18 protein-coding genes are annotated in these 21911 nt (G+C 57.0%); 5 read left to right on the forward strand and 13 right to left on the reverse strand.

Features of this window, described 5'->3' with window-relative positions; translation table 11 throughout:
• The first annotated feature begins 53 nt into the window (after positions 1 to 53).
• Together EQV96_RS12180 and EQV96_RS12185 are read left to right on the forward strand one after the other, a co-directional pair.
• On the forward strand, positions 54 to 1514 hold the full coding sequence (locus EQV96_RS12180) for an amidase (protein ID WP_240882075.1): 1461 nt from the start codon (positions 54 to 56) through the stop codon (positions 1512 to 1514).
• 40 nt (positions 1515 to 1554) lie between these two features.
• Positions 1555 to 2898 (forward strand): MFS transporter, encoded by a 1344-nt coding sequence (locus EQV96_RS12185; RefSeq protein ID WP_095025469.1) that lies wholly within the window; start codon positions 1555 to 1557, stop codon positions 2896 to 2898.
• Between the two features lie 129 nt (positions 2899 to 3027).
• Here the strand turns inward: EQV96_RS12185 and EQV96_RS12190 are convergent, their stop codons facing one another.
• From EQV96_RS12190 to hmpA, 12 genes are all read right to left on the reverse strand, one after another.
• Entirely contained in the window at positions 3028 to 4260 is a 1233-nt protein-coding gene (locus tag EQV96_RS12190; protein WP_240882076.1) for an HlyD family efflux transporter periplasmic adaptor subunit, read from the reverse strand.
• 19 nt (positions 4261 to 4279) lie between these two features.
• Positions 4280 to 5581 (reverse strand): TolC family protein, encoded by a 1302-nt coding sequence (locus tag EQV96_RS12195; protein WP_238705500.1) that lies wholly within the window; start codon positions 5579 to 5581, stop codon positions 4280 to 4282.
• 154 nt (positions 5582 to 5735) lie between these two features.
• A complete protein-coding gene (locus EQV96_RS12200; protein ID WP_240882077.1) occupies positions 5736 to 6941 on the reverse strand; it encodes an ABC transporter permease in 1206 nt (401 codons plus the stop codon).
• Positions 6935 to 7627, reverse strand: a complete 693-nt coding sequence (locus EQV96_RS12205; RefSeq protein WP_240882078.1) for an ABC transporter ATP-binding protein — start codon at positions 7625 to 7627, stop codon at positions 6935 to 6937. Before EQV96_RS12205 ends, EQV96_RS12200 begins: the two co-directional genes overlap by 7 nt.
• A gap of 696 nt (positions 7628 to 8323) precedes the next feature.
• Positions 8324 to 9061, reverse strand: coding sequence for a hypothetical protein (locus tag EQV96_RS12210; protein WP_095018306.1), 738 nt, complete (start codon positions 9059 to 9061; stop codon positions 8324 to 8326).
• A 249-nt stretch (positions 9062 to 9310) separates the two neighbouring features.
• On the reverse strand, positions 9311 to 10198 hold the full coding sequence (gene cyoE / locus EQV96_RS12215; RefSeq protein ID WP_095001514.1) for a heme o synthase: 888 nt from the start codon (positions 10196 to 10198) through the stop codon (positions 9311 to 9313).
• Positions 10199 to 10209: 11 nt separating this feature from the next.
• Positions 10210 to 10536 carry a cytochrome o ubiquinol oxidase subunit IV gene (gene cyoD / locus EQV96_RS12220; protein ID WP_016779556.1) on the reverse strand — a complete coding sequence of 109 codons (327 nt, stop codon included), beginning with the start codon at positions 10534 to 10536 and terminating at the stop codon, positions 10210 to 10212.
• Positions 10536 to 11159, reverse strand: a complete 624-nt coding sequence (locus tag EQV96_RS12225) for a cytochrome o ubiquinol oxidase subunit III (RefSeq protein ID WP_095001515.1) — start codon at positions 11157 to 11159, stop codon at positions 10536 to 10538. The genes cyoD and EQV96_RS12225 overlap by 1 nt, the downstream gene beginning before the upstream one ends.
• 3 nt (positions 11160 to 11162) lie before the next feature.
• Complete coding sequence (cyoB, locus tag EQV96_RS12230; protein ID WP_095001516.1) at positions 11163 to 13187, reverse strand: cytochrome o ubiquinol oxidase subunit I; 2025 nt, start codon at positions 13185 to 13187, stop codon at positions 11163 to 11165.
• A 3-nt stretch (positions 13188 to 13190) separates the two neighbouring features.
• The gene (gene cyoA, locus EQV96_RS12235; protein ID WP_095001517.1) at positions 13191 to 14129 is read right to left on the reverse strand and encodes a ubiquinol oxidase subunit II; all 939 of its coding nucleotides are present in this window, start codon (positions 14127 to 14129) and stop codon (positions 13191 to 13193) included.
• Positions 14130 to 14940: 811 nt separating this feature from the next.
• Entirely contained in the window at positions 14941 to 15450 is a 510-nt protein-coding gene (locus EQV96_RS12240) for a disulfide bond formation protein B (RefSeq protein WP_095001518.1), read from the reverse strand.
• A gap of 168 nt (positions 15451 to 15618) precedes the next feature.
• A complete protein-coding gene (gene hmpA / locus EQV96_RS12245; protein WP_095018305.1) occupies positions 15619 to 16791 on the reverse strand; it encodes an NO-inducible flavohemoprotein in 1173 nt (390 codons plus the stop codon).
• Positions 16792 to 16945: 154 nt separating this feature from the next.
• Here hmpA and norR point away from each other — a divergent pair, with 154 nt between their 5' ends.
• The 3 genes from norR (at position 16946) to EQV96_RS12260 (ending at position 20195) form a co-directional block, all read left to right on the forward strand.
• Entirely contained in the window at positions 16946 to 18493 is a 1548-nt protein-coding gene (gene norR / locus EQV96_RS12250) for a nitric oxide reductase transcriptional regulator NorR (RefSeq protein ID WP_095018304.1), read from the forward strand.
• A 323-nt stretch (positions 18494 to 18816) separates the two neighbouring features.
• The gene (locus EQV96_RS12255) at positions 18817 to 19716 is read left to right on the forward strand and encodes a chemotaxis protein (protein ID WP_095001521.1); all 900 of its coding nucleotides are present in this window, start codon (positions 18817 to 18819) and stop codon (positions 19714 to 19716) included.
• A 5-nt stretch (positions 19717 to 19721) separates the two neighbouring features.
• The gene (locus EQV96_RS12260; RefSeq protein ID WP_095001522.1) at positions 19722 to 20195 is read left to right on the forward strand and encodes a GNAT family N-acetyltransferase; all 474 of its coding nucleotides are present in this window, start codon (positions 19722 to 19724) and stop codon (positions 20193 to 20195) included.
• Here EQV96_RS12260 and EQV96_RS12265 read toward each other — a convergent pair.
• A complete protein-coding gene (locus tag EQV96_RS12265) occupies positions 20192 to 21778 on the reverse strand; it encodes a PAS domain-containing methyl-accepting chemotaxis protein (protein WP_240882079.1) in 1587 nt (528 codons plus the stop codon). The two genes, EQV96_RS12260 and EQV96_RS12265, sit on opposite strands and share 4 nt — an antisense overlap.
• Between the last annotated feature and the right edge of the window lie 133 nt (positions 21779 to 21911).

Genomic DNA, 21911 nt, shown 5'->3' on the forward strand with positions numbered 1-21911 from the left:
GTCACCTGGTCCTTTGCAGCGCAGGCCCAAGTGCTAATGCGAGGTCGTAGAACATGAGCGATGAACGTTATCAACTGTCCACCGGCGACTATCTGGCGCTGGACGCCACAGCCATGTCCGCTGCGGTCAAAACCGGCGAACTGACCCCCCGGATGCTGCTCAGCGCCGCCCAGGCGCGCTGCAATGCGGTAAACCCGCTGGTCAATGCGGTCAACATGCGCCACGACGAGCATGCCAACAGCGTGCTCAGGGCCCGTCACCACGCCGGCAGCGAGCAGTTGGGAGCACTGGCCGGGGTGCCGATGCTGCTCAAGGACTTGAACACTTACCTGACTGGCACCCTGACTACCAACGGCTCAAGAATGCTGGCCGACACGCCGCCGGCAACGCGCAACAGCACCATCGTGCAGCGCTACGAGGCCGCGGGGATGCTGATCTTCGGCAAGACCACCAGTCCCGAGTACGGCCTGACCACGACCACCGAATCCTCACTGTGGGGCCAGACACGCAACCCTTGGAGCCTGGCCCACAGCGCAGGCGGCTCATCCGGCGGTGCGGCGGCAGCCGTGGCCGCAGGCATCGTGCCCGTGGCCCACGCCACCGACGGTGGCGGCTCGATTCGCATCCCGGCGTCGTATTGCGGCCTGTTTGGCCTCAAGCCCACGCGCTATCGCACCCCTCAGGGCCCGGACACCTTCGAAGGCTGGTTCGGTGCCAGTTGCGGTCATGTGGTATCACGCAGCGTGCGCGACTCGGCACTGTTGCTGGACGTCAGCCACGGTCATGAAAAAGGCAGTCCCTACTGGCTCGCGCCACAGGCCATAAGCTACAGCGAGGCAGTGCGGCGCAGCCCCGGTTCGTTGCGCATCGGCGTGGTCGATCAGGCCATGACCGGCCTGGAACTGGACGCCGATATCCGCAGCGTTTTGAACACTACTGTTGATCTGCTGTTGGGTCTCGGACATCGGGTAGACCCCGTGACCCTGCCCGTCGACCCGCAGCAGGTATACGGCGCTCACGGCGCCGTGGGTGCAGCCGCACTGCTGGCCGCCGTGCGTGACCGCGAAACCGTCCTCGGCCGCCCGTTGCACGCTGACGAGCTGGAGCCCGTCAGCCGTTATCTGGTCAACAATGCCACTTCGGCCACCGCCGAAAACCTGTACCGTGCCCGACGCAGTTTCGAATTGATCGGCAGTCGCATGGAACACCTGTTCGACGACTATGACCTGCTGCTCAGTCCGGTCACCTCGCAGATCACTCCCGAACTGAAAGTGGCCAGTCTGGATCAGGATTACCCGCACTACATCCAGGGCATCATCGGCAGCATCGGCTACAGCGTACTGGCCAATGTCAGTGGCCAGCCGTCCATGTCGGTGCCGCTGGGCACCAGCAGCAGCGGCTTGCCCATCGGCATGATGTTCAGTGCAGGCTGGTGCCGCGAAGACCTGTTGTTCCAATTGGCCGGGCAACTCGAACAGGCAAGCCCCTGGGCTGATCGACGCGCACCGCTGTAAGCCACTCAACCGATGAACACTGCTCGATGGGATTGAAATGATGAATAACCAAATCTCCGGATTTCGCCGTCATTACACCTTGTTTGTGTTGTTCCTGATTTCGGCGGTCAGCCTGATCGACCGTCAGGTCATGGGCGTTGTGATTGAACCGATCAAGGCCGAATTTCACGTTTCCGATACCCAGATCGGCCTGCTTACAGGTCTGGCCTTTGCTCTGGTCTACTGCCTGTTTGCGATCCCGTTGGGGCGCTTTGCCGACCGTGGCCATCGGCGCAACCTGATCGGCTGGTGCTGTGCGTTCTGGAGCGTGATGGCCATGCTTTGCGGCTTTGCCAGTAACTTCTGGACCCTGGCCCTGGCTCGCATCGGCGTGGCAGTGGGCGAGTCGGGCAGCGGCGCAGCATCGATGTCGATGATCGCCGACCTCTACCCGCCCCATCAGCGCTCCAAGGCCATCAGCGTATTTATGCTCGGAGCGCCCATCGGCGCCTTGCTGGGCATGAGCCTGGGCGCCTATATCGCGTACTACCACGGCTGGCGCGAAGCCTTTATCTGGATGGCGCTGCCTGGTATCGCTGCCGCTGTATTGCTGCGGTTTACGGCTGCCGAACCATTGCGCGGCTTATGGGAGAAAGCCCGTGAGTCGCGCCCAGCCGTGCCCCATGAAAGCGTGATGCAAGTGATGCGCGTGGCCTGGGCGTCGAAAACCTTTGTTCGTATTGCCCTGGCCGGGGCGCTGCTGGCGTTTGCCAGTTATGCGTTCAGTATCTGGAGCACTGCATTTCTGGTACGCAGCCACGGGCTGACGCTCAAGGACGCAGGCATCATCATGGGCCTGGCAGCCGGGCCGGGGGCCATTATCGGCTCTCTGTCCAGCGGCTGGTTGAGCGCCTGTCTGGCCCAACGCGACAGCCGCTGGCAATTGGGCGTGCCGATCGTCGGGGCACTGCTGGCCTTGCCGATGTCGATTGCCTTCGCGCTGTACCCGGCCGGTCATCCCTGGACGCTGGGTGCGCTGCAAGTGCCCCAGGCAACGGTGTTCATGTTTGGCATGTCGGTGTTCGGCATGTGGTGGATGGCACCGAGCTACACCGCCATTGCCCAACTGGTGGCGCCTGAGCGCCGCGCAACCATGATCGCCCTCTACAACTTCGGGATCATGGCCATCGGTGCAGGTTTCGGCCCATTGGCCGTGGGTGTGCTGAGTGATCACCTGACCCCGCTAATGGGCATCAATGCCCTGCGCTGGTCGCTGGTCATCTGTTCCGGGGGGTATCTGCTGGCGAGCGGGTTGTTGATCAGCGTATTGCGGCCGTACGGGATCGCAGCCGGTCTTGCCAATGTACTGCCGGTGTTGCCGACGAACAAGCTGCAGACTGCGTAATTCTGTTGGTGGGGGCATACTTGCTTGCGATGCCGGCGACTCGACTCATCTGGTCGACTGCGGCGGGGCCATCGCGGGCAAGCCCGGTTACCACAGATATTTAGCGCTCAAAAAGCCTGATGTAAATAGTTACCGAGGGTCTGCTTTCACACGAACAAATCCAGGGTCCAGACCGAATACCTCAACCCCTTCGACAGTCGATTGGCCGATCGTAACCTCACGCCGCACCACGGGTGCGTCTAGACGCTCGCGATACTGTATGACGTAGGCGTCCCCTTCCTTCTCAACTGCACCGTGAGGAATGACCAAGCTGTTTTCATTGCTATAGGTCACGATCGTCATGTGCGCACTCATACCTAGCCTCACCTTTTTCAGGTCACCATCCTCGGGATCATTGACGGTGATCGTGATCGGGAATCTTGCTGAGCTGCTGCTATCATCCGGCACAGCCAACTGGCTGATGGCGCTTACATAACCGTTTAAATTCGGCACCGAAAAACCCTCCCCATGGATCGCTACTGGCTGATTCAGGGAGAACTTGTTGACGTCTGACTCCAACACCTGGGTGACGACCTTAAGCCCAGATATGTTGGCCAACTTGAGTATTTGTTGGCCTTGGGCCAAAGACGCTCCTTTGTGAAGAGACCCCGGCTCGCCCCCTGACGATTGGGGTGCGCCAATGGATAGCACTACTCCCGGAAACGGGGCATGGATCGTCTTTTGCTCCAGCATCGTGTTTAGCCGCTCATGAGCAATGGATGCATTCTGGTATTCCATATCAGCTATGACTTTGCCCTCGCCCTTGCCAACAGCCAGCATGTCTTTGAGCTGTGCTTTGGCTGAGGTCACCTCAAGCAATTGTTGGTCACGTTGTTGCTTCAAGGTATCTCGCTCGTTGCGAGATACAATGCCGCTCTGATAAAGCGTCTTGACCTGGGCAAGCTCAAGGTCAAGCCTCTGCATGGCCAGCTCGGCCAGTCTTAGCGCCTGCCTGGCTTGCCTCACTCCCGAGCCCGTATCCCAAACGCGAAACGCTGCAGCAGTCTGCTGCGCTTTCAACTTGCTGGCCAAAGCGTCCCTTACTTTGACTTCCTGCAACCTGGTATCGAGGGTCAACAGAGCCTGCCCCTCTTCAACATACATACCTGGACTCAAATTGTTGTCCAAGGCAAAACCTTCAAAAGGCGCCGTGAGAATGGCTGTCTCAACCGGCTCAACTTTACCCACCAGCCCGATTTCATGCTCCAGGTTCCGACTGTTAACCGCTACCCAGGAGTCAGTGCCGTGCGGGGCTTCGGGTACGATAAATACCAGTATCAAGCTCAATACCAGCACTCCCGCTGCGAGAAATTTCCAACGCATCTTCGAAGCCTGGATTCTGTCAAAAACTCTCAAGTGAGATCTCCCAACTCTCCAACATTACGCCCAACAGCACATCCAACTGGGACCTGGCATCCAGATATGAAATTTTTGCGCTCAAGTTCGCTTCCTCAGCGGCCCGCAGGTCTGACTCAAAACTGATGATCTGAAAGTTGCTGGATCGGCCTGCGTTCAATTTGTCGTTCTCTATCGCCAGCTTGCGCCTGGACAGGTCCATCACCCGCTGGGAAATTTCAAGCTGACGCCACTGGGTATTCAGGCTACGTACTGCGTCAGTAGTCTGGCGCTGCAAATCAACCCGAGCCTCCTCCAGCAGCAATTGCTGTTGTTCCAACGCTGTCTGGGCATGGACCTTGCCCTGGCGAGTACTGAGATCATTGATGGGAATTTCCAGTTTGAGCCCCGCGTAAGTGTCCCAGGCCCTGGCAGAACCGTTGAGGCTGTGTTGATCGCGCTGCTGAGAGGCACCCGCCACCAAAGAAAAATCCCAACGGACCTTGTCTTTGGCAAGCAGCAGGTTGATCGAGGCCTGTTCGCTCTGCACAATCGTGCTCAAGTACTGGGGTTGCTTGGCCTGTGCCACTTTAAATGCCGTCGCCTGATCCAGTTCAAGCCGGGTCACTCGCAAGCTGTCACTGGCGCGCACGGGCGTTGATAGGTCAAGCGCCAAAAGCTTGAGCAGCAACAAGCGGCTCGCCTCCAACTGATTCTTTGCATCTTCCACCGCCAGCTCCTGACTCGCGATATCCGCCTCGATCTGCACAACATCAAACTCGGCTACTCGTCCTGCTGTGATCAGTTGCTTGTTGACCTTGAGCAAAGCGACTGCCCGTTCCAGCGCCTGCGTGGCGATCGTCACCTGATTCTGGGTTTTAAGCAGTACGCGATAAGCCGCAATGATTTCGTAAATGGTTTGGGACACACTGGCTTTCAAATTAAGCTGGTTGACTTGCTCAGCCAATTTCGCCAAGCGCAAGGGCGCAGTTGTGACGTTTTTACCCGCCCCCCGAAGCAAGGGTTGAGTCAAGGTCAACGCGAGGCCATTACTGCTCAAATCACCCGAGTTTCTCGTGGCATTGAACTCCTGGTTCCAGCTCAATTCCACGTTGCTCCCATACTCACCCAGCAGGCTCACCGAAGGCCCAATACCTGTTGCACGACTGCTGTCCACGCTCCCTTTGGAAAGTTTGTGAGTGCCAATGAGCTTGAGCTTGGGGTTAAACATGTCATCAGCGACAAACAAGTCGAACTTCTCTCGCACGCGCTGAAGTTTAAGGCTGCGTATGTTGTAGTTGCGGCGCAAGCCCAGAGACACTGCTTCGCCCAACGACAAATCAATCGAGTGCTGACTCATCAAGGCTGTGGGGGGAGCATTAGGGGCCGGCACGTCTGTTTGCGCAGATGCCACCAAGGATTGCATCGCCACACCGCACACCACGGCCAGAATCAGTCCTGTTTTAATAATCACGCAGGGCCTCCACCGGAGTCAGGCGAGAAGCCGTAATGGCAGGTTTCAAACCAAAGAACACGCCGACCAAAACCGTGCTTGTGACGCCCAAGGGGATGGCGCTGAATGCCATGGCGAACGCCCAACCCGATACTTGGGCATAAATGTAAGCCAGTGCCATGCCCAGCCCAGCGCCCAACACAGCCCCTAAAACGCTAAGCGCAGCGGCTTCGATCAGAAACAAATTGCGAATGTCCTGACGGCGGGCACCCATTGCCATACGTAAACCTATTTCACTACGGCGCTCAGAAACGTTCATATACATAACGTTCATCACCGCCACTCCGCCGCCTACCAGCGTGATGACCCCCAAGGCCATCAAGAGGTAATGGAAAGTGCGATTCTGGCTATTCATCCCCTCGATCATTTGCACAGGTGTAACCACCTCAATGTCTCGGGACTTGAAAGTACGGGTCAGCATTTCACCGAAGGTCGAGGCTACGTTTTCACTTTTTTTGTGAAGGGGGATACGCGCAACCAAATCATCTATTCTGGCCTCGCTTGCCACACGATTCATGGCCTGCAACGGTACAAAAACTGAAAGATCGGCGGAGACCGGACTGATCAGTGAGTGCGTTCGAGATTGCAATACACCGATAACCCTAAACAGGTAGTTATTGATTTTGAGCCAGTCACCGGTCTTGATCAGAGTTCCATCGCTGCTCAGTGAGGTTGCGATATCGTGACCAAGCACAACCACATTTTCGTCCTGATCAAAGGGATGCAAAAACCGCCCATACGCTAACGACAGTTTCATCACGTCTAACAGGGAAGGCTCGGTTCCTACCAGGCGGATATTGATAGTCCGGTGGTTAAATCCGGCCTGGGCAGGCACTATCGCTGCAGGAGCGATCAACAGACCTTCCAGGACCAACTTCCTGAATGTTGCAGCCTCGATAGAGAGAGGTGACGCTTGCCGCCCTTGCTTGACAGAGAAACTCACCGCAAATGTATCGACGCCCATGTTGTGGAAGACACTTGCGACCTCCTGCCGTGCGTTATGCCCGATATTGATGACTGCGATAATCGAGGCGCTACCTATCACGATGCCTAACAAGGCGAGAATCGAGCGCTTGCCCAGCGTGCGAAAACTGTCTGCTGCATCTGCGCCCACTTGCAGCAGTGATGGAGGCAGGAAAGTCATCAGGGCTAGCACTTGCCCGCCTCCTCAACCCGCCCGTTACATACACGGACTTGCCTGCGCATAAGGCCTGCAACCAGTGGGTCGTGGGTAACAATCAATAATGTGACGCCTTGTTCTTTCTGGATCGACAGCAACAGCTCGAGAATTTCACTGGCCGTCTGGCCATCCAGGCTGCCGGTCGGCTCGTCAGCCAGTATCAGGGATGGCTGCCCCACCAGAGCCCGGGCAATAGCGACGCGTTGCTTTTGCCCTCCCGACAGATCGGCAGGCTTGTAGCCTGCGCGATGAGCCATCCCGACCCGTTGCAACATCAGCATCGCCCGTTCCAGAGATTGCCCGCGGTCAACCCCGTAATAGCGAAGCGGCAAGGCTACATTTTCGACAACATTTAAACGGGGGATCAAATTGAAATTCTGAAAGACAAATCCGATGTTCTTCTTTCTCAGGGCTGCCAACTCGTCACTCTGTTTTTTTGTGACAGGGCGTCCCATAAACAGGTACTCACCCGCGTCGGCAAAGTCCAGCAAGCCGATTATATTCAACAATGTACTTTTACCGGATCCGGACGGACCAATAATGGCGCAGGAGTCTGCGACCGCGATATGAAAATCAACGTGGCTTATGACCGGGCTCCCTCCCCCTTGGCACGCATAACTCTTGCTGACCCCCTTCATTGAAATGCATGCCGGGCTGCTCATGACAACACCGCCCCCCCCTGCCCGTCAGACCTGTATTCGACCCATGCACAAACATAAATAGCTGGGACTGACAAACGACCAGAAGAACAAAGAACAGTTGGCTGCTCACATAAAAATGAAGGCATAGAAAATCTCTGAATTTTAAAACTTTGAGCCCACTACAATTAAAACCGCCTAACCAGCAAACACATTTAATCACTGGCCGACACTAGAAAATGTAGGGGCTCGCCTCACAATATGTAGGTAAAGACCACGCGACCAGCTCAATAAAATACGCCCCCAGAACATATAGAACTTGTACCCGCTTATGCTAACTTTAAGCGAGCCGGTTCAGAGTGACCAGAAACAGCTCGGCTGCCAGCTTTCGAGCCATCGCATCTATATACTCACAAGGGTCGTACCGCATTATCAGAGCTCAGTGTTCAGGCGCCGAAAAGCATGACGTTTTTTCCCTGACAATCGAGCGAAAGCCCATATCAGGGCGGACTGTCTTCCTGACTCAACCCGAACAACAGCCAGAACTAAAACTGAGTTCCAATCGCCGCAACAGTCGAACAAACAAATCAAAGAATAAAAAGGCCGACCTAGTATTTCATTATTTTTTTAAATACTGCAGCCCCACGCAGTGCAACCACGCTCAAAACACCACCCTGGCATCTCTATGTACGCCTCCGCGGATTTTATACGCTGGTAACCTTAGAATTTCTTACGCAGAACGCAGGAAAATTTTTGCACTTTACCATTCGCTGATAAGTTGACACTAAACTCAGGTGCTGGTGCATAGGTACGCAGTACAATATTGGCTGGGGTCCAGCTATCACTCATCTTAAAAATCTTCGCCCCAGTAAGCTGCTCGCCGGTAATAAAAAATGATGCGGAGACGCTCCCATAAAAACGTGAACGGTCCACAGGGGTGATTTTGTATTTTGTAACCTGCACAACGGTATGCTTCCCGCTAACAAGCGGAGTAATAGAGCTTACGCCTTCAATTTGCGCAGTCACACCCGACGCACTGCAACTCAATGCCAATGCGCTCTGTACCGCTGGCCCTACAGGCACCTGCGATGCTTTTCTGGCTGCATGGCTTTGTTTTGCACTCTTTAGCGTTTCGGCTCTGCGTGCTGCTAATTTTGCGGCCTTATCTGCTGCTTTTTGTGCTTTATCTGCGGCCACTCGCTTTCGGATTTGTTCGCCGATGGCATCATTTTTTGCATGTACGGCGGCCGCTTTTTTTCGTGCCTCTTCATTTCTGAGTTGGGCTTGTTTTTGAAGACGCGCTCGCTCCTCAGCTTTTTTAATGTATTCCTGGGTTAACAGTTTCTGAAGCTGTTCTTGGGACATTTTATTCCCGGCTTGAACAGAAGATACGGCCCCCACAGACGCACACCCGAGAGCAAGTACTGCAATAGTTTTTTTAAAACTAGCTGAAAGCATTATAGGCACCTGATCATTTAGTTTTTGAACAAATTTACAAACTCAATTTAGCCGTTGTATTTGAGCATCAGAAAAAAACAAATAATGTAGGCCTAGACTTTGCAATCAGTAGGAAAACAGCAAAAAAACAAACCAACCACCAAACATTTCCGGTGTGTAGCCCCCCCCTGAGCCAATTTGCACACGTGAATTTCCGCATAAAAAAACCCCGCTCTTCTTTCGAAGGCGGGGTTTTTCACTCTGGACAGATCAGTGCGCGTAAGTCAGTAACAACTCGGCAGGCGCTTTGAAATCCAGGGACATCATGACGCTCAGCGCGGTGATGGTGAAGATCGAGAACACGAACAGCTTGCGTGCCCAGACCTTGTCGTCGACGGCCTTGTAGCCCGTCCACGCCATGTACAGCCAGTACATGCCCATCGCAGCAGCCACGGCCATGTAGCTCATGCCGGCGTAACCGCCGAGGGTGAGCATCAGGGTCGCGATCAGAAACGCGAGGATGTAGAGCAGGATGTGCTTCTTGGCAACCTTGATCCCGCGCTTCACTGGCAACACCGGAATCGATGCAGCCAGGTAATCGTTGAAGCGGAAGATCGCGATGGCGTAGGAATGCGGCATCTGCCACAGGCTGAACATCACCAGCAAGGTCATTGCAGCCATGTCGAAGCTGTTGCTCACAGCTACATAGCCGATGACCGGAGGCATTGCACCCGACAGACTGCCGATAAGCGTGCCGTGAACCGACTTGCGCTTGAAGTACAGGCTGTACAGACCGACGTAGATCACGAAACCGATCGCGGCGAACAGAGCCGCCAGCGGGTTGGCTACGCGATACAACAGGTACAGGCCGGCGCCCCCCAGCAGGGTGGCGTAAACCAGCGCCACCTTGAGGGAGATCAGGCCTTGAACCAGTACGCGGTTCTTGGTGCGGTCCATCTTGATGTCAATGTCGCGGTCGATGCAGTTGTTGAACACACAACCGGACGCTACCACCAGGGAGGTGCCGATTACCGCAGCCAGGAACAGGGCAAGATCGAAATGCCCCTTCGAGGCCAGGAAGAACCCGCCTGCCACAGAAAGCACGTTACCGAAAATGATCCCCGGTTTGGTGATTTGGATAAAGTGCTTGAAGGACATCGGGTCTTACCTCACTTCGCCATCATTTCAGTGTGGATGCTGAACATGATCCACAGGGACAAGCCCACCAGCAGCACAATTACCAGCGCAGCAAATACCAGCGCGGTGACGTTGTTGCGTTGTGCAGGCGAACGGTCCAGGTGCAGGAAGTACACCAGGTGAACAACCACTTGCACCACGGCGAACAACAGTACGATCGCCAGGGTGGTGAATTTGGGCAGCGATGGGTACATCACCAGCCCGAACGGAATAACGGTCAGGATCACCGACAGGATGAAGCCGATCGCGTAGGACTTCACGCTGCCGTGGTTGGCGCCGTCGGAATGTGCGTTAGCCATTACAAAGTCCCCATCAGGTAAACAACGGTGAATACGCAGATCCACACCACGTCCAGGAAGTGCCAGAACAGGCTCAGGCAGCTCAGGCGGGTCTTGTTGGTCGAGGTCAGGCCGTTTTTCTGCACCTGGTACATCATGATCGCCATCCAGATCAGACCGCTGGTCACGTGCAGACCGTGGGTACCGACCAGGGTGAAGAAGCCAGACAGGAAGCCCGAACGGCTAGGCCCATAGCCCTCGGAGATCAACAGGTGGAACTCGTTGATTTCCATGGCGATGAAGCCTGCACCGAGCAGGAAGGTCATGGCCAGCCAGAACAGCACCTGCTGTTTCTTGCCCTTGAACAACGCCAGCATGGCGAAGCCGTAGGTGATCGAACTGAACAGCAGCAGGGCAGTTTCACCCAGTACGTACGGCAGTTCGAAGATGTCGTGGCCCGACGGGCCACCTGCAACGTTGTTTACCAATACCGCGTATACCGCGAAGATCGATGCAAACAAGATGCAGTCGGTCATCAGGTAGAGCCAGAAACCAAAAATGGTTGTCTCGCCCGCGTCGTGGTGTTCCTCATGCTCATGGTCGTGACCATGAGCGTGTCCAGCAGTGGTCGCTAAGTTCGACATGGTTTAAGCCTGTTCCAACTTGGTTTCAACACGAGTAGCCGGAATTGCTTTGGCGGCTACCAGACGCTTGTGCTGCTCGGCCTCGATACGCTCGATGGTCTCGACCGGCACCATGTAGCCTTGGTCGTCACGGGCGGCGTGAGCAACGAAGACAACAACCGTACCTACCAGACCCACGATGGCCAGCCACCAGATGTGCCAGATCATCGCGAAACCGAAGACGGTCAGCAAAGCACCCATGTACACACCGGTAGCGGTGTTGTTAGGCATGTGGATAGGCGAGTACTTGGCCGGAACCTGGTACGCAGTGCCGTTTTCCTTGGCTTCGGTGAACGGGTCGATACCGTCGACTTTTGGCAGTACAGCAAAGTTGTAGAACGGTGGTGGCGACGAAGTCGACCATTCCAGCGTGTGAGCATTCCATGGATCGCCGAATTCGCAGGCGTTCTCTGGCTTGTTGCGGTCACGGACGCTGACATACAGCTGGATCAGCTGGCTGGCGATACCCATGGCAATCAGTACTGCGCCGAACAGGGCTACGTACAGGTAAGGCACCCACTCAGGGTTGGTGCTGGCGTTCAGACGACGGGTCATGCCCATGAAGCCCAGTGCATAGAGCGGCATAAAGGCGATGAAGAAGCCGACGATCCAGAACCAGAACGCGCGCTTGCCCCAGGTTTCGTTCAACTTGAAGCCGAACGCTTTCGGGAAGTAGAAGCTGAAGCCTGCGATGTAACCGAATACTGCGCCGCCGATGATCACGTTATGGAAGTGAGCAATAACGAACAGGCTGTTGTGCAGTACGAAGTCAGCACCCGGGATGGCCAGCAGTACGCCAGTCATGCCGCCGATGGCGAAGGTCACCATAAAGCCCAGGGTCCACAGAACCTGGCTGGTGAAGCGCAGACGGCCCTGGTAGATGGTGAACAGCCAGTTGAATAGCTTCACCCCCGTCGGGATCGAAATCAGCATCGTCGCCAGACCGAAGAAGGCGTTGACGCTGGCACCCGAACCCATGGTGAAGAAGTGGTGCAGCCAAACCATGAAGCCCAGCACCGAGATCGCGCCGGAGGCGTAGACCATCGAGTGGTGACCGAACAGACGCTTGCCGGTGAACGTGGAGATAACTTCGGAGAAGATACCGAACGCCGGCAGAATGAGGATGTACACCTCAGGGTGACCCCACGCCCAGAACAGGTTGACGTACATCATTGGATTGCCACCAAGTTCATTGGTGAAAATGTGGAAATCCATGTAACGGTCAAGTGTCAGCAGTGCCAGGGTAGCGGTCAGGATCGGGAACGAAGCCACGATCAGGACGTTTGCCCAGGTGCAGGTCCAGGTGAAGATCGGCATGTCCATCAGTTTCATGCCTGGAGCACGCATCTTCAGTACGGTCGCCAGGAAGTTAACCCCGGTTAACGTCGTACCTAACCCCGATAGCTGTAGAGCCCAGATGTAGTAATCCATCCCCACGCCCGGACTGTACTGCAAGCCCGACAGCGGCGGATAGGCAACCCAACCGGTCTTGGCGAACTCGCCGACGCCCAGCGACAGGTTGACCAGCACAACGCCGGACACCAGCAGCCAGAAGCTCAGGGAGTTGAGGAACGGGTAGGCCACGTCACGGGCGCCGATCTGCAGCGGCACTGCAAGGTTCATCAGGCCGGTGAAGAATGGCATCGCCATGAAGATGATCATGATCACACCGTGAGCGGTGAAGATCTGGTCATAGTGTTCAGGTGGCAGGTAGCCAGGCGAACCCTCGGTGGCCATGGCCAGCTGGGTACGCATCATGATTGCGTCGGCAAAGCCGCGCAGCAGCATGACCATGGCGACGATGATGTACATCACGCCGATTTTCTTGTGGTCGACTGACGTTAGCCATTCGGTCCACAGGTAGGTCCACTTCTTGAAATACGTGATTGCTGCAAACAGTGCCAGACCACCCAGCGCGATCATGGCGATGGTCACCATCACGATCGGCTCGTGGAACGGGACCGCTTCCCAACTTAATTTACCAAACATCGTTTACTCCTCTGCCCCGGCAGCTGAATGCGAACTCATGTCCACCACATCGGTCCCGGCCACTTCTTTCTTCTCGTGCTTCACCGGCTTGCCTGGCGTCATACCTTCGTACTTGTCGACGATTTTCTGAAACAGGTTCGGTGTGTACGAGGAGAACAGTTCAACGGGGTTGTTCTGACTTGGCTTGCTCAAGGCTTCGTATTCAGCTTGGTCAAGCTGTTTAGGTGATGCTTTGACTTCACTTACCCAAGCATCGAAATCAGCCTGAGTAGTCGCGATCGCTTTGAATTTCATGCCCGTGAAACCGGCACCGCTGTAGTTGGCAGAGATGCCTTCCATTTCAGCGTTGCGGTTGGCAATCAGGTGCAGCTTGGTCGTCATCCCGGCCATGGCGTAGATCTGACCGCCCAGGCCTGGAATGAAGAACGAGTTCATGACCGTGTCAGAGGTGATACGGAAATTGACCGGGGTGTTGGCCGGGAACACGATCTTGTTGACGGTAGCGATACCCTGTTCCGGATAGATGAACATCCACTTCCAGTCCATTGCCACCACTTCGATGGTAATCGGCTTGACGTCGGACTCGAGCGGACGATAAGGGTCCAGCGCGTGGGTCGACTTGTAGGTGATCACGCCCAGGGCGATGATGATCAGAATTGGCACAGTCCAGATCACGACTTCGATCTTGGTGGAGTGCGACCATTTAGGTGTATAGGTAGCGCTGGTGTTCGACGCGCGATATTTCCACGCGAAGACGAGGGTCATAATGATGACCGGCACCACGACCAGAAGCATCAGCAGTGTTGCAGTGATGATCAGATTCCGCTCTTCGATCCCGACCTGCCCCACCGGATCGAGCAATGTCATGTTGCAACCTCCCAGCAGCAGCGTGCCGAAAAGTGGCAATAAGCCAAGGAGTCTGGGGTACCTTTTTTTAGTCATCTCACGACCTCTAAAACAGCTTGCACAATGCAGTTGGTTTTTTTCGCCAACACTTCGCCCTGCCAAGGGTTGGCTCTTTTCCGGAATTGAATGAAAGCCTGCTCTATCACCATCAGGCGAACGGGCAAAATTCCGGGTTAGCAGTGATTTCTTATTCGATACGTGGTCAATGGCCTTGTCACAGACCAATTCCATTTGGTGCGGAACTTAGAAGGGTTGCCAGTACCTGGGAGTCGCATGGGACGCCTGTATTGAACAACCCAGTCGGCCTTCAACTTCCCGCTTGGGCTCAGGGATGAGCAGGCTGGACGTTCAGTGCGGGCGATTGTAGTTAGGTAGCTCTCTATAAACCATGTCTCATCCCGAAATAATTCTTATCGGGTACGGTAACAATCCCTGCCTATTATTACGCCAAGCGTTCAAGCCCCCCCTTGAAACAGAGTTGTAGCACGTCTTTAGCCCTGCACTTTTATGCCCCTTTTTAGCGCATGAACACCCCCCCCTGACCCCGCCTGAACGCCCAAATAAAAAGGGCTACAGCCGATTTGCGTTGAGTCTCGCAACCCTGATTTCAACCCCTTTGCCAGCGTCAAAATGCCTCAGCTGGGTTACACGAAGTCATACGTTTAAAAGACCACTGGTCAGACCAAAACCAGCCCTGCGACACCCTGCGCGTGACAATATGTCGCAGTGTCGCACAGCCTTTTTCGACGTGAGGATCACGCCTTCTTTACATTTGCGCAGGGACAAAAAAACGCCCCGCACTGCCGAAGGAAGCACGAGGCTGCTCAAGCAAAAATTGGTGGCTGGCTCAGCTCGATTGTTTCCGGTTGCGATAGATGCCCAGTGGCACCAGCACCGCAGTCATTACAAAGGCCACCAGTGCCCACTGTGCCAGCGACAGACCAAGCACCGGCGGATAGGGGGTGGAGCAAAATCCGTCGACCTGAAACCCCAGGGGGAACACGGCTGCCAGCGGCAGACCATCGACGATTGGCTGCAACACATCAAGACCGCAGCTCACGGCCGGGTGAGCGAGGATATAGACGTGGCGCCCGGCGGCGGCAATACCACCGATGGCACTGAGCACCACCAGCACTTCAAACACGGTGAGGCTGCGCCGGCCAGGCATGGCTGCACCGATAAAGGCAAAGATCGCGATCAGCAGCAGTGCATAGCGTTGCAGGATACACAGCGGGCAAGGTGCCTCGCCGAGCACGATCTGCATGTACAGCGCGCCGCCGATCAGCGCCAGGCAGATCACCCCGAGCAGGACCAGGAAGCGTTTCTCCCGGCCCAGTTGCAACATGTCATTGGTCATCCCGCGTCCCTTTGCCTGATTATGTGTAAGCCGCACAGTTTACACCCAGACCCCGGGCCTGGATGTATCTGAACGTTGCAGGAAAAGTGGCGCAAGGGGATTAATGGGGGATTAAGGTCTTGCCTGCTTCTTGTAGCAGCCTTCGTTCCTCGGCAGCTGCCACGCGCCCTACTTCAGCTCGGCTGCCGGGCCGAAGAACTCGTAGCGGCTTTGCTGCTCCGGCACACCCAGGGCTTTGAGATGACGCTTGACCGCCCCCATAAAGCCTTTTGGCCCCAGGAAGTAGGCATCCAGGTCACGCTCTTGCGGTAACCACTGAGCCAGTACTTCTTCGGTCAAAAGCCCTACATGATCTGCAGACTCGCCCTGCTCGTCATAGCAGTAGAAACGCTTCAATTGCGGATGCTGGTCTGCCAGTTCATCGATCCATGTGCGGAAGGCATGCACATCGGCATTGCGGGCACAGTGGATAAAGTGGATCGGGCGTTTTGTCGCCAGGGCCGCTTCAAGCATCGCCAGGGTCGGTGTTATGCCCACACCGCCACTGATCAGCACCAGCGGTTTTTCGCTATTGGCCAGGGTGAAGTCGCCCGCTGGCGGGAACAGTTCCAGGGTATCGCCCACATTCAGACGGTCGTGCAGGAAGTTGGACACCACCCCACCCTTCTCGCGCTTGACGCTGATACGGTAGCGACCGACCTGAGCCAGCGCCGACAGTGAGTAGTTGCGACGCACTTCTTCGCCATCGATCATCAGTTTCAGACCAATATACTGGCCCGGGGCAAAGTCGAGGATCGGTTGCTGGTCTACCGGGCGGAAGTAAAACGAAGTGATTTCAGCACTTTCCTGGATTTTGGCAGCCAGTTTGAACTCGCGCCCGCCGCGCCAGCCGCCGGGTGCTGCAGCTTTTTCGTCGTAGATGGCAGCTTCGGCACCGATCAGGATATCGGCCAACTGGTTGTAGGCCGCTCCCCAGGCGCTGAGCACTTGCGGGGTCGCGATGTCGCTGCCCAGCACTTCTTCAATAGCCCGCAGCAGGCAGCTGCCAACAATTGGGTAGTGCTCAGGGAGGATTTGCAACGCAACATGCTTGTTGATGATCCGGGCCACCAGATCGCCCAACTGGTCCAGCTGATCGATGTGCCGTGCATACATCAGCACGCCGTTGGCCAGTGCTCGCGGCTGGTCGCCACTGGCCTGGTTGGCCGGGTTGAACAGCGAACGCACTTGCGGGTATTCCGAAAGCATCATGCGATAGAAGTGGGTAATCAGCCCTTCACCGCCGCTTTCCAGCAGTGGCACGGTAGATTTAACGATGGCACGATCCTGAGCAGTAAGCATATGGGTGACTCCTGAGCACTTAGGCTTCAACAATTACCCTTTACTTATCAGTTTCCGTGCCAACAATTAAACCCTTTAAAATCAGTAAGTTAATACAAACATAGTCATTTTGACACGAGTTACTATATAGTCATAAAGACTACGCGAGGTCAAAATGACTGCAAAACTGCTACTGACCACCCTGCTGCCGCTGGTGGACGATCTGTCCCGTGATCTGCCCGAGAGCGAACGCTATCGCCGCTTGCTGCACGCGCTGCGGACCCTGCTGCCTTGCGATGCCGCAGCCCTGCTGCGACTGGATGGCGAATGGCTGGTGCCGTTGGCTGTTGATGGCTTGAGCCTGGACACCCTGGGGCGGCGCTTCAAAGTCAGCGAGCACCCGCGCTTTCAGGCTTTGCTCGCAAGTCCAGGCCCCACCCGTTTCCCCAGCAACTGCGAACTGCCAGACCCCTACGACGGCCTGGTCGACGGGCTGGCCGAACACCTGGAAGTCCACGACTGCATGGGCTGCCCGCTGTTTGTAGAAGAGCGCCCATGGGGGCTGCTAACCCTTGACGCACTGGATTCCAAACGCTTCGAGCCGGTCTCGCTGGATGACCTGCAGGCCTTTGCCAGCCTGGCTGCCGCTACGGTCAATGTGGCTCAACGGATCGAACGGCTGGCATTGCGGGTCGAGGATGAGCAGCGCAAGGCCGAACTCTATCGGCAAGCCAATGGTTCGCCCAACAAGGAGCTGATCGGCCAGAGCAAGGTGCACAAACGCTTACTGGAAGAAATTGCCCTGGTGGGCGGCAGCGATCTGACGGTACTGATAACCGGTGAAACCGGTGTCGGCAAGGAGCTGGTGGCCCAGGCCATTCACGCAGCCTCGCCACGGGCAGACAAACCGCTGATCAGCCTTAACTGCGCGGCCTTGCCCGACACGCTGGTTGAAAGCGAACTGTTCGGCCATGTGCGCGGTGCCTTTACCGGTGCCACCAACGACCGACGCGGCAAGTTCGAGCTTGCCAACGGCGGCACGTTGTTTCTGGATGAAGTGGGCGAGCTGTCGCTGACCGTGCAGGCCAAGCTGTTGCGGGTGCTGCAAAGCGGGCAGTTGCAACGCCTGGGCTCGGATCAGGAGCACCGGGTCGACGTACGCCTGATCGCAGCCACCAACCGCGACCTGGCCGAAGAAGTGCGCAGCGGTCGCTACCGCGCCGACTTTTACCATCGCCTTAGCGTTTACCCGCTCAGGGTGCCAGCCTTGCGCGAACGCGGCCGTGATGTGTTGCTGCTGAGCGGCTTTTTCCTGGAGCAAAACCGCTCGCGCATGGGCCTGGGCAGCCTGCGCCTGAGTCCCGACGCGCAGGCGGCGCTGGTGCAGTATTCGTGGCCGGGCAATGTGCGCGAACTGGAACACCTGATTGGCCGCAGCGCCCTTAAAGCCTTGGGCAATTGCAGCACGCGGCCGCGCATCCTGACCCTGACGGCGGCGGATCTGGATTTGCCGACCTCCGGCGCCAGCGCTGCGCCGATCGCCCCCCAGAACCTGCCGGATGCCGTGGGCGACTTGCGCCAGGCCACTGAAAATTACCAGCGCCAGCTGATCAGCACCTGCCTGGAACGCCATCAGCACAACTGGGCCAGTGCGGCGCGGGAGCTGGGGCTTGACCGGGCAAACCTGGCCCGCATGGCCAAACGGTTGGGCCTGAAACCCTGATCCCGTAGCAGCTGCCGAGGAACGCAGGCTGCGTCCGGCGGCGCAGCCGTCGTAAACCCTGAGAGCCGGCTTTACCTGGCACACCGCAGTGTCTGATTTCGCGACGGCTTCGCCGCCGAACGCAGCCTCGCAGGCTCGACAGCTGCAGGAACACTGCAACTGTGGGAGCGAGCCTGCTCGCGAAGGTCGTTCGCGAGCAGGCTCGCTCCCACAATAGGGCTTGACCTGCAACAGAGTATCTACAAGGGGATTTATGCCGACCGGTTAAAGCCCGTAACATTCAGGTCGATAACCCCGTATCGCTCCCAGCACAGAAGATTTTTATGTCATCGAACAATGCCCGCGCAGACTCACTCTCCCTTCTGCTCTTCACTCTGCGCAGCGGCAAGTTGTTGGCGATCAACCTGCTCAAGGTCAGTGAAATCATTCCCTGTCCGCCGCTGACCAAAATGCCCGAGTCCCACCCCAATGTTAAAGGCATCGCCGTGTTGCGCGGCGCGGCACTGTCGGTAATCGACCTGAGCCGTGCCATCGGCGAGCAGCCGCTGCTCGACCCGGACGCTGGTTGCCTGATCGTCACCGATGTCAGCCGCTCCAAACAGGGGCTGCATGTGCAGGCGGTGAGCAAAATCGTGCACTGCCTGAGCACCGATATCCGTCCGCCGCCCTACGGCTCCGGCAAGCGCTCGTATATCACCGGGGTGACCCAGGTCGACGGTGTATTGGTGCAAGTGCTGGATATCGAAAAAGTGATCCACGGCATCGCCCCGGCCAAGGTCGAGGACGCCAGCGACAGCCTCAGTAAAGAAGAGTCAAAACTGCTGGCCAATGCCCGCATTCTGGTGGTGGATGACAGTCAGGTGGCCCTGCAACAGTCGGTCATTACCCTGCGCAACCTGGGCCTGCATTGCCACACCGCACGCAGCGCCAAGGAAGCCATCGAGCGGTTACTGGAGCTGCAAGGCACGCCGGATCAGATCAACGTGCTGGTGTCGGATATCGAAATGTCGGAAATGGATGGCTACGCCTTTACCCGTACCGTGCGCGACACCCCGGACTTTGCCCATCTGTATGTGCTGCTGCACACCTCGCTCAACAGTGCGATGAACAGCGAAAAGGCGCGCCTGGCGGGGGCCAATGCGGTGCTGACCAAGTTCTCTTCGCCGGAGCTTACACAGTGCTTGATCCTCGCCGCGCGCACGGTTGCCGAGCAAGGTTACTGAGTAGCATGAGCCAGTATTGCCTGTTGCTGCGCAAAGATTTGCGCCAGCCATTGCCACCGGCCCACTGGCCCCAGGGCTTCACCCTGGTAACGCTCACCGAGGAGCTGCTGCAACCGGTACATGCCCTGATCAGCCTGAGCCATACCGACGGCACCGGCAGCATGCAAACCCTGCAGGACTGGCAACACGGCCTGCAGCATGACCCCGAGTACGATCCCGCACTGTGTTTTGTGATCCTCCTGGAGGGCCAGGCCGTTGCGGTTGCCCAGGCCTGGACCAGCGCCTACCTCAAGGATCTGGCGGTACACCCGCACCACCGGGGCCGGGGCTTGGGCGGCGCACTGCTCAACCATGTCTTTGCCGTTTTCCGCCAGCGCCGTGAGGCTTGTCTGGATCTCAAGGTCATGGAGCACAACCACAACGCCCGGCGCCTGTACGACAAGCACGGCATGACCCTGATCCAGCGCGAGGCGCTTTAGCGCCGGGTTTGCCAGAACTCTTGCGCAAGCGAGCGCAAACCTGCGGCCAGCTCGGCGACATCCCCTGAATGGCGATGGCTCTGTTGCCCGGCATCCACAGTGACGTCACAGGCACTGCGAATCCCGGCGATATTACGGTTGATATCTTCACTGACCACGCTTTGCTCTTCGACCGCCGAGGCGATCTGCACACTCATCTCGGTGATCTTCTGAACTTGTGCACTGATCCCGTCCAGCGCGCAACTGGCCAGTTGGGTCTGATTGACACTGCTCTGAGCGTATTCACTGCTTTGCTGGATGACCTGCACCGCCGCCCGGGCACCTTCTTGCAGAGCGCTGATCATGGCCTGGATTTCACTGGTCGACTGCTGCGTACGCTGGGCCAGACCACGAACCTCATCGGCCACCACGGCAAAGCCGCGGCCCTGATCACCTGCGCGGGCCGCTTCGATAGCGGCGTTGAGCGCCAGCAAATTGGTTTGTTCGGCAATACTGCGGATCACTTCCAGCACCGAGGAAATATCGCTGCTGTGACTTTCCAGGTGATGCACCACCTCGGTGGCTCGCTCCAGCTCCGTCGCCAGGTGCTGCACCGTGCTGCGGCTCTGCGTCACCAGCTGATGGCCTTCACGGGTTTCACTTTGCACCCGATCGGCTGCTTGCGACGCCTGCTGGGCGTTGATCGCTACCTGCGCCACACTCGCCGCCATTTCGTTGATAGCAGTGGCCACCTGATCGGTCTCCAACTGTTGATTCAAGGTGCTGGCATGGCTGCTTTGCAGATGCTGAACCAGTTCGCTGGCGTGCCCGGCCAATCGCTGCGAGGCATCACCGATACGCCCCACCACAGCGCCGACCTGGGCCTCAAGCATATGCAGGGCAAACTCGATCTGGCCGAACTCATCACGGCGCCCGGTATAAATCTGCTGGCTCAACGGATTGTCGCCAACGCCTTTGGCGCGACGGGTCAATGCATGCAAAGGCCGCAGCATCCAGGCAATGGCCAGCGAACTCAACAGACTGCCCAGCAGCCAGATCAACAGCCCGGCCTGTGCGTCAACGCTGGCCAGCCACAGCGTGCCCACGGCTGTAACGGCGCCAAATACGGCACTGACAAACAATGCCAGCCTGCCCCCCAAGCCAAGGCGCAAGCCGGCCGGCAACAGCGGCTTGCGCCCCGAGCGTAGAGCGGCGTAGTGGGCCTCGGCGACTGCGACACGTTCAGGAGTCGGGTGGGTACGCACGGATTGGTACTCGACGGTCTCGCCATTTTTCATCACCGGCGTGACATAGGCGCTGACCCAATAGTGATCACCGTTTCTGCAACGGTTTTTCACCATCCCCATCCACGAGCGCCCCGCCTTGAGGGTCTGCCACATATGGCTGAAAGCGGCGGGCGGCATGTCGGGATGGCGCAGCAGGTTGTGCGGGGTGCCCAGCAACTCGCTCAGTTCATAACCGCTGACCTCGATAAAGTCAGGGTTGGCGTAGGTGATGGTGCTGTCGAGATCAGTGGTGGAGAGGATGTTGGCGTCGGGGGCAAAATCAACGGATCGGCCGGTAATCGGTAGATTGATTTTCATGACGGGCGCGCTCGGATTATTAGAGAAGAGTCGGCAGGGTCGTCGACTCTAAGCGCACCTATTAAGCAAATACTGATCTGGCGCATGACTAAAGGAGTTAATCAGGCCTGAACAAACACTAATGGCATATCGC

This window comes from Pseudomonas sp. TMW22080 (assembly GCF_022496745.1).
Taxonomy (GTDB): domain Bacteria; phylum Pseudomonadota; class Gammaproteobacteria; order Pseudomonadales; family Pseudomonadaceae; genus Aquipseudomonas; species Aquipseudomonas bubulae.